This is a genomic window from Capnocytophaga genosp. AHN8471 (assembly GCF_016806945.1).
Lineage (GTDB): Bacteria > Bacteroidota > Bacteroidia > Flavobacteriales > Flavobacteriaceae > Capnocytophaga > Capnocytophaga periodontitidis.
The window spans coordinates 62,952-77,478 of sequence record NZ_JAESPJ010000004.1 but is presented as its reverse complement, the minus strand read 5'-3'; the positions used below and the strand labels follow the sequence as shown (position 1 = coordinate 77,478).

Here is a 14,527-nt window from a genome sequence, read left to right as displayed (position 1 = left end):
TTATAACTATCAATGAAACATAGCCTTATAAAGAATCTGGATTGGATTTCGGTAATATTGTATTTATTATTAGTAATGTGTGGGTGGATTGCTATTTTCTCCACTACTTATAGCGACCTAAATGTTACTTCCATTTTCGACATCAATCAGTTTTATGGGAAACAGATGCTTTTTATAGGGCTCAGCTTCTTGCTGATTACTTTTATTTTGGCTTTAGACCCAAAAGTGTACTCTAATTTTGCAGTACTCTTCTATCTCATTGCTATTGTTTTATTGGCAGGGTTATTTATTTTTGGTAAAGAGACCAATGGCGCCAAAGCGTGGTATGCTATAGGCTCTATCACAGTACAACCCAGTGAATTTGCTAAAGTAGCTACGGCTCTTGCTTTTTCTCGCTATGTGAGTGATATTCACACCGATATTCGGCGTACTCCCGATCTCTTACGTGCTATTGCTATCATTTGTGTACCTGCGTTTCTCATCTTGTTACAACCCGATGTAGGGAGTTTATTAGTATTCTTCTCATTAGCATTTGCACTCTTCCGTGAAGGAATGCCTTCTGCCCTACTCTTCTATCTCTTTTTATCAGGTGTAGTGTTTATCTCTTCGCTGAAATTTGGTACTACTTTCACTGTTTTAGCCTCTATTATCAGTATTGGGGCTTATGGATTTTGGCATAAAAAGAAAACTAACCGAATTCCTTTTCAGAATATTTTTATACTCTCATTATTGTGCTTGCTAACAGCTTTCGCTACTCACCCCGTGTATGACAATGTACTGAAACAACACCATCGCAATCGTCTAAACTTGTGGTTACGCCTTGAAACCGACCCTCAGAAAATTGCAGCTATGAAGCGTGATTTTGCTTATAATACCAATATGGCGGAATCGGCGATTACCTCTGGAGGTGCTTTAGGAAAAGGATTTTTGGAAGGCACACGTACTAAAGGAAGTTTTATCCCTGAACAACACACCGATTATATTTTCACCACCATAGGCGAAGAATGGGGATTTGTTGGTACAGCTACTGTAGTAATACTATTCACCTTCTTACTCTTGCGACTCATTGTACTCGCCGAACGACAGAAAACAAAATTCAATAGGGTTTATGGTTATTGTGTAATCTCAATTCTGTTTGTACACTTCTGTATCAATATAGGTATGGTAATTAGTTTGATACCTACCATTGGTATTCCGTTGCCTTTCTTTAGCTATGGGGGATCTGGACTTTGGGCATTTACTATCCTACTTTTCATCTTCTTACGATTAGATGCTAATCGCTTGAATGATTGGATTCGATAATAAACTAACACAAAATCTTATGAGAATACTTATACTCATCGTTTTAGTTTTTTTTTCTTTGGCAAGAGCCCAGCAAACTCCCTTGGTAGTTACCGATGTAAAAAAAGGCAACTTTAAAATGCAAAAGTCGAGATTTACGTATGATGATGCTTACATCATCAATGAAAATTACGTTGTCTTCCAAAAAGATAACACCCGCAAAACGTTTACCGTAGATGGTAATAGCTTTCGGGTGTATGATGATGACTTTTCCTTAGATAAAAACGGCGTTTATTATCAAGGTAAATTAATCCCCACTGACACTACTGGTTTTAAAATACTCATCTATAAAAGTATACCCAAGGAAGGAAAAGACAAATATGCCTATACATTGCTACCTATATGGAAAACACAACAAGGGGTATTCATCGAGACAAAACTAATTAAAGATATTGACCCGCTTAGCGTTGAAACAATTAAAAATAGCTATTATCTCAAAGATAAAAAACATCTTTATTACTATGATAAATTAGTAGCAGGAGCTGAGGTGGAAAACCTTATGGAAGCTTTTGCCAATGACGAAATCATCTCCGATAGTAAAACTGTGTACTATGGAGGAACACCCCTTCACTATCAAAGAGAAAAACTAACACAAGTAAACAGAAGAATTTTTAAAACTCCTACTAAAGTACTGTTTTTTAGCAATTGTTACGACAACACTTTTTTAGAACTACTACCTTACTTTGATATTCCTACTTTGAAGGCTCTAAATGACAGTTATGTAGTTGATAAAAATCATATTTATAAACCAGTTGATTATATCTCTGTAAATAAAAACACTTATCTTGCCGTTCCCAATGTGAAAAAAGAACTTCTAAATAAAATAAAATTCTTTCCTAAAGGACGTTTTTTTAGCGATACGGAAAACATCTATTTTGATGGAATTATTCAAAAACATTACGATGCGGCTACCTTTAACATCCTCACGGATGGAGAAAATTATTATCAGTACGACAAAAATGGGATTTATAACTTTACTTATAAATTAGATTTCAACTATACAGAACCTGTACAGTTGGGAAAAAATACTTTTTTCGTCAAGGAAAAGCTCGTGTACTTGAACCAAGTCTTTGATTTCACCTTAGGAGGAGGTAGTTACTACCACTCCCTTACAGAGGAGGAATTAGAAAAAATAAAACAAGGAGGAAATATAGAATTTATAGATGGTAAGCTCGTAGTAATACCTGCCTCTCATAAGATTTATGGCTATCAAAAACGTGGCAATAAGGTGTATTACAATAACAAATTACAAAATGTAGATGTAGTTTCTTTTGAAGAAAAAAACGGTTTTTATACTGATAAAAACTATGTGTATTTTCCTTCTTACAAGGGGCTTGTTCCTGTCAAAGGATATGATATAGCAAGCCTTAGAAAGTTTTGGGGTAGTTTTTTGATAGATAAAAACTATTTGTATTGGAAAAATCAACGGCTTATAGAAAATGAAAATGTAGAACTTTTGGCCGTCTATGCTGGCTATCGTATGCAATGTAGCCAAGATCGCACTCCTTCATCCAACTATTATCTGCTGAAAAACAAAAAAGGATACTACCTTTTGCAGCACATAGAATACGATAAACTCACCCTACAGTACATAGGAACTGATCTAATTGGATTTAATTTATGATGTACATTTTTTTATATACAATGACCTTATTGGTAACTTTTCAGCTTTCTGCACAAGAAAAAAGATGGCAATTGGACAGTATCCAAAGTGTCCAACAATTAGCTTCTGACAAAGAAAAAGTATTTGGTCATTACCAACAACTATATGACCCTCAAAAAAAAGTAATAACCCTTTTGTATAAATATAAAGATGAGCCTTTTGATAGAACAAAATATATCTACAAATACAACGATAAAGACAGCCTTCTACAAATAAACAAATACAAAACTGATAAGGGAATCACTCGACTTATAGACAGCATTCAGTTTACATATACTAACGACACTATTAAAAAAACACATTTTCGCTATTTAGACCTATTCAGTAAAAAAGGTTGGGAGGTATATGAACAATTCAAACTTATACGTATTGATGGGATATATTATTTTAGTAAAAATATGACAGAAATAACTGCCTATCCTTACCTTTCTTTTGACGAAGAAAATACATTAGAAAAATACTTTTTACCTCCTCAAGAAATTAAAAATGAAAAAGGACAAGTCATAGAAAGAATTTTTAACCTTCGCGATGGAAACTTTGACAAATATCTTTACACTTATGATACTCAAGGCAATATTGCAACCATTGAAACATTTGAGAAAGAGCTTCCTGAAAAAATGAACCCAACAGGAGAAAACTCACTTCCTTTTGAAAAAGAATACAAATTGGAATACGAATACTACCCTCATATACCACAGAAGGAGGTATTGGACAAATGGCAACAGAATAAGTACAACCGCTACAACGATAAAGCTATAAAGAATATAAAAGTTCATCAGTATAATAAGAATGAAAAACAGTATGTTTACCAATATGATTTGCGCTTTTACTATTCTGAAATAAAACAAAATGACTAATGGAATACACTCGTAAACATTTAGAAGCAACAGAACAATACCAAAAACTCAACAAGCAATACAACCAAATGGGGTTGCTACGATTGACTGATATGTTACTGATTATTGGCTTAGTATACCAACTCATCAAAGCCCCCTCTATACTGATGGGGCTCTTTTGTGTATTGGCTATTATCGTCTTCTTTTTATTGATTGTAAAACATAAAAAGATAAGTGCTCTTCGCACCATTGCCAAAACCAAAATACGCCTCAATGAGCAGGAAATTGCTTTTTTAGAACAACATATTTTCTTCACTGATAATGGTAGTGCTTTCCAACAAGAGAATCACCCTTACGCTTATGATTTAGATATTTTAGGTGAACGCTCACTTTATCACTACCTCAATCGCACGCATACTTTTTTGGGAAGAAAACTATTAGCAGAGCGACTTCTCTGCCCTATTCCAGAGCGTATTCTCGATACTCAAAAACAAATACAAGCCCTTACTCCCGACCTTGATTGGCGACAAACCTTTACTGCTTATGCCCAACAAATAGACGATAGTGAGGAGTTCTACACCAAACTGAGTGCGTGGGCAAAAGCCCCTGTTAAACTGTTGAGCAATGCTATGCGCTATACGCTTATAGCTTTACCTATACTGCTTGTTGTATGTCTGTTAATAGGTTATGGTGAGGATAACGAACTGCTAAAAACTATAGGAAAGTTGCTGCTCACTATAAATTTAGTAATTTTCTTTAGTTTTGTAGGTAGAATCGCCAAAGAAAAATTAGGATTTGAGCGCACTTATACAATGTTGTATGCTTTCAGGGAGTGTATTGCCCAAGTAGAAGTCCGTTTTCCTGAGAAAAACCAGCAAGCCAGCACTAAAATAGCCGAGCTTTCGCGCTTGTTAGACGATTTAGACAGTGTAGGCAATATATTAGTATCTATACCTCTCAATGCATTTTCTTTCTATCACATACATCGTTATCAACAGCTTTTGCAATGGAAAGCACGCTATGCAGCCCATATAGAAGAGTGGTTGCAATCGGTGGGGAAGATTGAAGTGCTGTGTAGTTTTGCTAATTTTAGCTATAATCACCTTAATTTTGCATATCCTACTCTTAATAACAAGTACGAAATAGCTTTTGAGGCGGTAGGGCACCCGCTTATTCCTACTGAACACCGCGTTACTAACGATATTACTCTCAATGAGCAGGCTTTTATACTGCTTACGGGCTCTAATATGTCGGGGAAGAGTACTTTTTTGCGTACTTTGGGAGTGAATATGTTGCTCACTTTGGTAGGTTTGCCCGTTTGTGCGCGTAAAGCCAACGTACACCCTCTGCGATTGCTCGTTTCTATGCGTCTCGCTGATTCTCTTAACGATGGCAAATCATATTTCTTTGCCGAAATCAACCGTATACAGCAAATTGTAAAAACTTTAGAAAGCGAACGTTGCTTTGTACTCTTAGACGAAGTATTACGCGGTACCAATTCCGAAGATAAACAGCACGGCACTATTAAAATTGTAGAACGTTTGCTTTCCTTACAGGCTTTAGGAGTACTTGCCACTCACGATATAGAAGTGTGTAACCTCAGCGAACAATATCCGCTGCAATTACAAAATAAGTGTTTTGAATCAATCATTGAAAATGGGGAACTCACTTTTGATTACAAACTAAGAGATGGGGTGTGCAAAAACAAAAACGCTACCTTCTTGATGAAGAAATTAGGCATTATATAAAGAAATTACTTAAAAAAGAAAACTTATGATTAAAAAACTGTGGCCTCTTGCCATAGGAGGTTTAGCTTTAGGAGCTACCGAGTTCCTAATAATGGGATTATTACGTGTAATAGGTGAGGATATGCTTTTAGAAGATGCTATTACAGGGCGGCTTATTTCGGCTTATGCTATAGGTGTAGTTGTAGGTGCTCCAACACTCATCGCATTGGCAGCCTCATACAATCCTAAGAAGATACTATTGTTCTTTATGTTGCTCTTCACGCTTTTCAACGGGCTTTCAGCTTTTTCACCTAATTATACTACTTTGCTTTTAGCGCGTTTCTTTTCGGGGTTACCCCACGGTGCATTCTTTGGGGTAGGTGCTATTGTAGCCAAGCAGTTAGCCCCTAAAGGTAAAGAGGCTTTTGCCATTTCAATTATGTTTGCAGGGCTTACTGTCGCCAATTTGATAATGGTACCTTTGCTTACTTACATAGGAGCTTGGATAGGCTGGCGAACAGCGATGGGCTGTGTATCGTCGTTAGGATTGCTTACAATGCTATCGATATTCTTTTTCTTACCCAATATAGAAAACAAAAGAGACCTTGGTATCAAGCGCGAAGTACGTTTATTTTTCAATAGAAGGTCGTTATTAGTTTTAGGTATTACTGCTTTAGGTTGTGGCGGGCTTTTTGCGTGGTTCAGCTATATACAACCCTTGATGATAGAGACGGCGCATATCAACCCTGATATGAAATCGGTGGTGATGGTAGTAGCAGGTGCGGGAATGGTAGTAGGTAACCTCTTAGGAGGCTGGATTACTGACCGCCTATTGCCTATCAAAGCGACTATTTACATCTCGTTGATGCTCATCAGTGTATTGCTATTAGTCTTCTTTTTCTCACATATTCAGCCTATAGCGTGGGTACTTACGTTTGTATGTGGAGCGATGTCGATGTCGTTAGGATCTCCGCTGAATATGCTTATTTTTCGCTGTGCTCCTCAATCAGAAATGATGGGAGCCGCTTTTATGCAAGCGGGATTCAACACTGCTAATTCTATTGGAGCTTATGTAGGAGGATTGCCGCTACTCTATGGACTCAGCACCAATTACCCGTCGCTTATGGGTGCAGGTTTAGCAAGTTTAGGGTTGCTCTTGACTTTCTACCTTTGGCGTATTCTCAGGTTCTAATTTTTTTACTTTGAGGAATGATTCGTGTTGTTCGATAGCCATTTCAATTTGAGCTACAATTTCTTCAACTGTATCATTTTCATAATCAATCTGCAAAGGGGGTTTGATAATCATTGATTGTTGAACCCCTTTCTTTTTGATATTGATACCTTTTTTATCAAATGAACGGCGGAAACCATCAATTACAATGGGCACCACCACGGGTTTGTATTGCTTGATAAGGTGTGCCGTACCTTTGCGGATAGGTTTCCAAGGCGATGTAGTACCTTGCGGAAAGGTAATCACCCAGCCATCGGCAAGGGCAATCCCTATATTTTCCACATCAACTCGGCGTACTTCACGGTGTACTTCTTTCCCTTTTTCACGCCAAGTTCTATTGACAGGAATAGCGCCTGCATAACCTAATATTTTGGGCAATATCCCCGATTTCATCGTTTCGGAGGCTGCCACATAATAAATATTAAGTTTGGGATTCCACAAATAGCCTATATTATCTAAGGTGTTTTTGCGTCCTTTTAAGCTGGCGTTGAACACGTGATACATAGCCGTTACATCGGCAAAATACGTTTGATGATTAGAAATAAACATCACATTTTGTGGAGGCAATTCGCGAATAATATCCGAGCCTTCAATCTTCAGTTGATTGAAACCATCATAACGGCTGTGAGTAATGAGTCCAAAAACGCGAATGAGCCATTTCTTTACGAAAAGGGTGTGTCCGAAAGGGTCTTGTTTGAATAAAGGCATTGGTCAATTTATTAATTAGGTAATCAGGCTGTCCAAAAAGTTTTTCTTGAGGGGGCGTTTACCAAACGCCCGTACATAACATACCGCAAAAGCTGTTGATTATCAATTTTATAGACTTTGTCAAAGTTTTGGGACTTTGACAAAGTTTATGATGCAAAAGTGATTTTGAGACTTTTTGGACAGCGCCATTAGTTTAGTTTATTGAAAAATTTTTACCACTATTAACGTAGCGTTCTTTACATTCGTGATAAATCTTCACCGATTCCTCAAGATTTTCCCAACCATTGATAGCTACTTTCTTCTTTTCTAAATCTTTATACACGCTAAAGAAGTGTTCGATTTCTTTGATAAGATGAGGGTTTAGATCGCTAAGGTCGTTCATTTTATTCCATAATCGGCGGGATACATCATCGATGAGAAAATCATACGATCGTAACGCACTTTGCGCAATTTAAAATCATACTCGTATTTATTGCGACTCCCCTTGGAAATTTCGATGAGTACATCAAAAGATAGTGATTTATTTTCTGACATTTCTTTTTTATTCAATTAGCGTTTAGGGGGGCAAAAATAGTAAAAAAAGTGATATATACCCCATAACCCTATTTTTTTGTTTTATAGTCTATTCGGTTTGCTATTGAGATTTGTAAAGTTTATTTTGCCTTCTTTATTTATAAGTTCCTGTCCTGCAGAGAGTTTTCCATACCAAAGACCATCAGATACATACCAATTAAGCGTTTTTAAACTTCTATTCGGTTCACCTAAGAGGTGAGAGTAATAAGTAGAATAGCTATCAAACAAAGTATTCCCTTTTTCAAATTCTTCTTTATAAAGAGCTAAGACATCGGTTATAGGCATTGGCGCATTGAGAGTTACACTTCCAAAAGTAGGTGTTTTAAGGGGGATTTTACTTATACGTGTATTATTGTCTGACGAAAGGCTTTCCCAAAAAGTAAAGACATCAGTTTGCGGAGCAAGTTCTGGTTTAAACAGATACAGCACGGGCGTTCCTTTGTAAATAGGCAAAGGGTAATCTTTTAGCATTTTGTTTATATCTACAGGTTCTTTACGGCTGATGAGAGGTTTTCTATTAAGTTCAGGCAGAACATAATAGCGCACTTTTTGAGTTCCTACCACGGCATATTCTAAAGTAGTAGTAGAAGTGTTTTTTATCACGAGATAATCGCTCCCTTTAGGCTGATAATCATAATAAGGTTGATTGTAGAGATGCCACCTATCTCTACCATTAGATTCGTATATACTGTCGTACTTTGCCATCACTTTCTCTCCTCCTATCACAAAAGGAGTAGTTTTGCGCTCGGTTATCACAGTATTTTCTTTATTTCCAGCGATATAAGTTGAATAGCTCACCTCAACTTCAGCAGGAGAGCCATCGATAGTATTTACAATGAGATAGTTGTGTTGTAACAGAGCACGTTTATGTTCTGTATAAACCTCATCTTCTTTAATACAATCAACCTGAAAGCTAAAAATAATTGCTGTAAAAATGAATAATCTTTTGAAATAGGTCTTCATCGTTTTTCTTATTGTGTGACTACAAAAGTAGTATATTCTGTTTGATTAAGCAAATTATTTGTGTAATTATGTGCATTTTGTTACCTTTGCCACAAATTTAAGCGATGGAAGATAAAACACTTATAAAAAAACGTATTGATTGGTTTTGCAAGAACAAAATCAATGCTTTTTCGCCGACTATTTCACCAGCTCCTAAATCGGTAGGGCGCAATGAAATTGAAAGTCTTTATGAGGGCTTGCGATGGTTCTTTGACAGAGACATCAAAGAGATTTTAATACAGAAGAAATATATGGGTTCTTATTGTGATATTTACTTACATAAGAACTTAGAAGATAGTTATTTAGTAAGCCGAAATGGTTATAAAATCAATCATTTAGACCGTTCACAATGGGTGCCAGCGCTCACTCAGTTGCACGCTAAGTTCAGCTGGGATAATACGACTATTCGCATTATCCAATCGGAATTGATGCCGTGGTCGGCTTTAGGTAAAGGACTTATTACGAATGAGTTTTCGGCTTATTACATCTCTCATCAAATACATTGCGACTACTTGCAACAGAGCGACTTGTATGAAAAAATAAACGCTATCAGGCAAAAACCTGAATACCTCGCTTTTGTGTCTGACGCTAAAGTACTTTCGGGCAAGGAACTGAAAGATAAATACCCTACCCACATCATTCGTCAGTACCAATCGATACGCGATATGAAGCTACTCGATTTGCCTCACTATGAGAAGAATATTGCTCTGTTTAAAAGACAATTGGACATCTTTGGCAAAGATGCAACTGTTTACTTCAAACCTTTTAATATTTTAAAGGAAATCTACGATGACGGGACTGAGTATTTTGTGAATGACAACCTCAGTTTTGCACGTATTAACAACGATGAATTTTTGCACTACACTTTTACGGATACCGCTGACTTTGAAGCCAAATACCCCGAAATACGCACTTGGGTAGACCGAATGAACGCAAATGACGAAGAGGGGGTAGTTATCAAGCCTCGTAAGGCTTTTATGCAAGGCATACCGCCTGCTTTCAAAGTGCGCAACAACGATTACCTCACACTCATTTACGGGGTGGATTTTCAAGACCGATTAGAAGAACAAATCGCTAAACGCAATATCAAAGGTAAGCTAAAATGTTCTATTAACGATTGGGCTATCAATGCCAAACTTTTGCAAACGCCTTATAATGAAATTCACGAGGAGAATTACGAATTTAAAAACTTAGTACTCGACCGCATTTTAGGGGAAGAGGTAGAAAATCAATTAGACAGCAGACTATGAGTAAACTTCTTATATTGGTGGGTGCCCCAGGGTCGGGTAAATCTACCTTTGCACGTTATTTTTTACGTACCGAAGACAATTGGATACGCGTGAATCGCGATGACTTTCGCTTGATGCAGTTTGGTGATTCACTAATGATTCCGTTCTATGAAGAGCGCATTAGCAAAATGGTAGAAGCCTCGGTGCTCACCTTGCTAAAAAGTGATACCAATGTGATTATCGATGCTACAAACACATCGTTGCGCACCATTCAGGATATGATTCACACTTATACTGAATACGCTGATATCAGTTTTAAAGTATTTGATTTACCTGTAAACGAATTAGTAAAACGCTGTGATAAACGCTATGAAGAAACGGGAAAATTCATATCTAAAAGTGTGGTAGAGAGAAATGTGGCTAACCTAAAGCACACTCTCGAAAAATTTGATTTTGCTCCTATTCCTCGCAAAGTACAAGTGGCAACTACCAGCTATGTTACTCAAGATAAGAACCTACCTAAGGCTGTGATTTGCGATTTAGATGGTACTCTTTCCTTGCTCAATGGTCGTGATCCTTACAACGCGGCGACTTGTGATAACGACTTGCTGAACGAACCTGTAGCTGCTGCTTTGAAAATGGCTAAACAACAAGGTTATCAAGTGATTTTGCTCTCGGGGCGCGAAGATAAATTCCGCGAACCTACAGTGCGTTTTCTCGATAAACACCAAATAGGTTACGACTTACTGCTGATGCGCACCTCTAACGATTTTCGCAAAGATAACATCATTAAAAGAGAACTTTTTGAGGGAGAAATACAAGGAAAATACTTTGTAGAATTTCTTTTAGATGACCGCAATCAAGTGGTAGATATGTGGCGCAAGGATTTGCATTTACCTTGCTTTCAAGTGAATTATGGGGATTTTTAGGTTGATTATTTTTTGGGAGAATCGCAGAGATTATTTTAGAGAATCGCAGAGAAACTCGGAGAATCGTAGGGTTTTTGGACAAGGTCAGACAAGGCGGACGGGGCGGAGATGGACTAATGTACCATATTTGCGTTTTAAAGCCTACCCCCGTTGAAGGTGTCCGAAAAGTTTTATTTAAGTGGGCGTTTGCAAAACGCCCCTACATAACATACTTCAAAAAATTATTGATAATCAGAGTGGTCTACTTTGCCAAAGGTCGTAGCACGACGAGCAATTAAAACTTTGGCAAAGTGTAGCGACGCAAGCCTACCCCCGTTCCCCCTTCCGAAGGAAGGGGGCAATCCGCAAAAGCGATTTTGAGACTTTTCGGACAGCCTTACAATACGCAAAAGCTACCTTTTTGATGAGAAAACATCTTCTACATTCAAGTTATTAAGGTAGCTTTTTTTATATCAATTCAGCTTCAAACATTTCTTTGAAATGCTTTAGGATATGCGATTTTACTTCGGCTATATCTACTTTATCTTTGGCTAATTCTACATTTAGTGAGGTTACTGCCTTACCGCGAATTCCACAAGGGATAATATTATCAAAATATCCCAAATCAGTATTTACATTTAGGGCAAATCCGTGCATCGTTACCCAGCGGGAACAGCGGACACCCATTGCACAAATTTTGCGAGCAAAAGGAGTTCCTACATCGAGCCAAACGCCTGTTTCACCTTCACTGCGCTCTGCTTTGAGACCATAATCGGCAAGAGTGCGAATGATCACTTCTTCTAAAAAGCGGAGGTACTTGTGGATATCAGTAAAAAAGTTATCTAAATCTAAAATAGGATAACCTACAATTTGACCAGGACCGTGATAGGTGATATCCCCTCCCCTATTAATTTTATAGAAAGTAGCTCCTTTTTTCTTTAATCCTTCTTCATCAATAAGCAAATTCTCTATATGTCCGCTTTTACCCAAGGTATAGACGTGAGGATGCTCTACAAAGAGAAAATAATTATCGGTAGGTAAGTGAGTGTTATTAGCTCGGTTATTTGTTTTCTGATCGACAATTTTTTGAAAGAGGTTTTCTTGGTAGTCCCAAGTTTCTTTATAATCTTTATTGCCTAAATCTCTAACGATTACTTGTTTGTTCATAAATAGTTTGAATATTACCCTGACGGATGTCGCCAGTGTTATAGCCTTTGGTAAACCAATATTTTCGTTGTTCGGAAGTACCGTGAGTAAAGGAATCGGGAACTACGTGCCCTTGCATACGTTTTTGTATAGCATCATCACCTACAGCATTTGCGGCACTAAGTGCTTCGTCGATATCATCGGTATCCAAATATTTTTGATTGTGGTGCGCCCAAACTCCTGCATAGAAATCGGCTTGCAACTCTTGAGCTACAGACCATTTATTGGCAGCAGCCTTAGAGAGCCCTTGTTGTTTTTGGCGTACTTGCTGAGAGGTACCCAAGAGCGTTTGAATATGATGCCCCACCTCGTGAGCCATCACATAAGCGATAGCAAAGTCGCCGCCTTTAGCTCCGAATCGAGTTTTGAGTTCTTCAAAAAAGTCCATATCCATATAGAGTTTTTGGTCGGCAGGGCAATAAAAAGGACCTACAGCTGCCGTAGCATTACCGCAACCGGTGCTGACATTTTCGGTGAAGAGTACTAAGGTAGGTTTTTTATAGGTACCTAATCCATTTTGAGCAAATACTTTTTCCCAAACATCTTCGGTATCAGCGAGTACTGTAGCCGTAAATTCGCCTATTTTTTTCTGTTCGGCAGTGAGTTCTACACGTTCTACTGCTTGTTGTGTTTGGTTACCACCTGCTACTTGGTTTACAACAGAGGCTACTTGTTGTCCTGTTTCGCCACCAAATAGTTGCAATAATACAACGATGATACCGACGATACCACCGCCAGCGATAAGTCCGCCTTTGCCGCGCATACCACGGCGATCGTCAACATTGCTACTTTGACGTCTTCCTTCCCATTTCATAGTTTTTTCTTATTTTGAGTTTTCGGGGGCAAATGTAGTAATAATTTGTGAATTTGCCAATTTGTAAGGGAGAATTGTGCGGTGCACCAATTCCGGAGGCACGAGCTACAAGCTCGCGCTAGCGGTGAGTTGGATGGAGGGAGTGTTGTTTTGAGAAATTTAAATTACTGATGATGATAGGGCTCATTTCGGAGAATCGTAAAAGCACGGTAGAGTTGTTCTACAAAAAATAGGCGTATCATTTGGTGTGAAAAGGTGAGTTTGGAAAGCGACAACTTGCCATTAGCACGGTCGTATACTTCTTTTGAAAAACCATAAGGTCCCCCAATCACAAAGGTGAGCTGCTTGATGCCGGCATTCATTTTCTTTTGCAATTCATCGGCGAAAGCCACTGAGGTAAACTCTTTGCCACGTTCGTCTAAGAGTATCAGGTGATGAGACGAGGCTACATTGCCGAGGATAAGCTCCCCTTCTTTTGCTTTTTGTTGCTCTTCCGATAGTGATTTGCTATTCTTAATATCGGGCAAGAGTTGCAATTCAAAATTGATGTAATACGAAAGTCGTTTTTCGTAGGTGGTGATGAGCTCTTGTAAGGCTGAATTATCGGTTTTTCCTACGGCTATAAGTTTGATATTCATCGGTTAAGTGAAAAATTATAAGTCGCAGACAAATACTTCTATATTTTTTTCTAAAAGGGTTTCATTGATAATGGCTTCGATTTTATCCCAAGAGCCTCCTGCTAATCCGCAACCTATGCGAGGCATTTGTACTTTGGCATTGTTTTCAAGAGCGAAATTGGCTACTTGTTGTAAGGCTTTTTTCACTGCTTCATAACGAATAGGGGGATTGCCGTTCTCATCTTTATAAATATGATGCTGCCCAATCATATTGGCAACCCATATATCATTTTCTACTTTTACAAACTGCACTGCACCCAAAGCGAAACCTTCGCCTTGTTTATACCATTGTTTGTATTGTTTTTCAGGTGTTTTCCAGCGTTTGGAAAGTGCTAACACAAAACCTTTACCCCAAGCACCTATATCATTACAAATATGGGTGATGATAATGTTACCTTCGGTTTGTGGTGCCGTAGCATCGGCTTTTAAATAGTGTATCATTGTTGATTTTTTTATTATGAGGTTTGGGAGAGACTTGGGAAATCTCGGAGGAACTTGGAGAGACTCGGACAAGTCGGACAAGGCTGACGAGTTAAAGGAGGGGTAATTATATGAGGATGTCCGAAAAGTTCTATTTGTAAGGGCATTTGCAACACATACCCAACTATTGCT

At 38.0% G+C, this 14,527-nt stretch carries 13 protein-coding genes and 1 pseudogene; 7 read left to right on the top strand and 7 right to left on the bottom strand.

Annotated elements, in window-relative coordinates:
- The first annotated feature begins 12 nt into the window (after positions 1–12).
- Genes rodA through JMN12_RS00740 form a run of 5 tightly spaced genes read left to right on the top strand, consistent with a single transcriptional unit; the run spans position 13 to position 6,759 of the window.
- The gene (gene rodA / locus JMN12_RS00760; RefSeq protein WP_203083243.1) at positions 13–1,302 is read left to right on the top strand and encodes a rod shape-determining protein RodA; all 1,290 of its coding nucleotides are present in this window, start codon (positions 13–15) and stop codon (positions 1,300–1,302) included.
- 19 nt (positions 1,303–1,321) lie between these two features.
- On the top strand, positions 1,322–2,965 hold the full coding sequence (locus JMN12_RS00755; RefSeq protein WP_203136195.1) for a DKNYY domain-containing protein: 1,644 nt from the start codon (positions 1,322–1,324) through the stop codon (positions 2,963–2,965).
- Positions 2,966–2,985: 20 nt separating this feature from the next.
- Positions 2,986–3,861: a hypothetical protein gene (locus JMN12_RS00750; protein ID WP_203136192.1), complete on the top strand. Its 876-nt coding sequence runs from the start codon at positions 2,986–2,988 to the stop codon at positions 3,859–3,861.
- Positions 3,861–5,588 (top strand): MutS-related protein, encoded by a 1,728-nt coding sequence (locus tag JMN12_RS00745; protein WP_203136190.1) that lies wholly within the window; start codon positions 3,861–3,863, stop codon positions 5,586–5,588. Before JMN12_RS00750 ends, JMN12_RS00745 begins: the two co-directional genes overlap by 1 nt.
- A 25-nt stretch (positions 5,589–5,613) precedes the next feature.
- Positions 5,614–6,759: an MFS transporter gene (locus tag JMN12_RS00740; protein WP_203083247.1), complete on the top strand. Its 1,146-nt coding sequence runs from the start codon at positions 5,614–5,616 to the stop codon at positions 6,757–6,759.
- Here the strand turns inward: JMN12_RS00740 and JMN12_RS00735 are convergent.
- The 3 genes and pseudogenes from JMN12_RS00735 to JMN12_RS00725 form a co-directional block, all read right to left on the bottom strand.
- Entirely contained in the window at positions 6,712–7,506 is a 795-nt protein-coding gene (locus tag JMN12_RS00735) for a lysophospholipid acyltransferase family protein (RefSeq protein WP_009412241.1), read from the bottom strand. The two genes, JMN12_RS00740 and JMN12_RS00735, sit on opposite strands and share 48 nt — an antisense overlap.
- Positions 7,507–7,699: 193 nt before the next feature.
- A pseudogene (locus JMN12_RS00730) lies at positions 7,700–8,040 on the bottom strand (inorganic diphosphatase).
- An 81-nt stretch (positions 8,041–8,121) separates the two neighbouring features.
- Positions 8,122–9,042, bottom strand: a complete 921-nt coding sequence (locus JMN12_RS00725; RefSeq protein WP_203136187.1) for a hypothetical protein — start codon at positions 9,040–9,042, stop codon at positions 8,122–8,124.
- 104 nt (positions 9,043–9,146) lie between these two features.
- Between JMN12_RS00725 and JMN12_RS00720 the strand changes: the two genes are divergently transcribed.
- Positions 9,147–10,331 carry a glutathione binding-like protein gene (locus JMN12_RS00720; RefSeq protein WP_203136185.1) on the top strand — a complete coding sequence of 395 codons (1,185 nt, stop codon included), beginning with the start codon at positions 9,147–9,149 and terminating at the stop codon, positions 10,329–10,331.
- Positions 10,328–11,239 carry an AAA family ATPase gene (locus JMN12_RS00715; RefSeq protein ID WP_198466133.1) on the top strand — a complete coding sequence of 304 codons (912 nt, stop codon included), beginning with the start codon at positions 10,328–10,330 and terminating at the stop codon, positions 11,237–11,239. The genes JMN12_RS00720 and JMN12_RS00715 overlap by 4 nt, the downstream gene beginning before the upstream one ends.
- Before the next feature lie 447 nt (positions 11,240–11,686).
- Here the strand turns inward: JMN12_RS00715 and lipB are convergent, their stop codons facing one another.
- The 4 genes from lipB to JMN12_RS00695 form a co-directional block, all read right to left on the bottom strand.
- Entirely contained in the window at positions 11,687–12,385 is a 699-nt protein-coding gene (gene lipB, locus JMN12_RS00710; RefSeq protein ID WP_203136183.1) for a lipoyl(octanoyl) transferase LipB, read from the bottom strand.
- Positions 12,363–13,238 (bottom strand): neutral zinc metallopeptidase, encoded by an 876-nt coding sequence (locus tag JMN12_RS00705; RefSeq protein WP_198466135.1) that lies wholly within the window; start codon positions 13,236–13,238, stop codon positions 12,363–12,365. Before JMN12_RS00705 ends, lipB begins: the two co-directional genes overlap by 23 nt.
- Before the next feature lie 164 nt (positions 13,239–13,402).
- On the bottom strand, positions 13,403–13,876 hold the full coding sequence (rlmH, locus tag JMN12_RS00700; RefSeq protein ID WP_088594075.1) for a 23S rRNA (pseudouridine(1915)-N(3))-methyltransferase RlmH: 474 nt from the start codon (positions 13,874–13,876) through the stop codon (positions 13,403–13,405).
- 15 nt (positions 13,877–13,891) lie between these two features.
- On the bottom strand, positions 13,892–14,356 hold the full coding sequence (locus JMN12_RS00695) for a macro domain-containing protein (protein WP_088594074.1): 465 nt from the start codon (positions 14,354–14,356) through the stop codon (positions 13,892–13,894).
- Positions 14,357–14,527 lie beyond the last annotated feature (171 nt).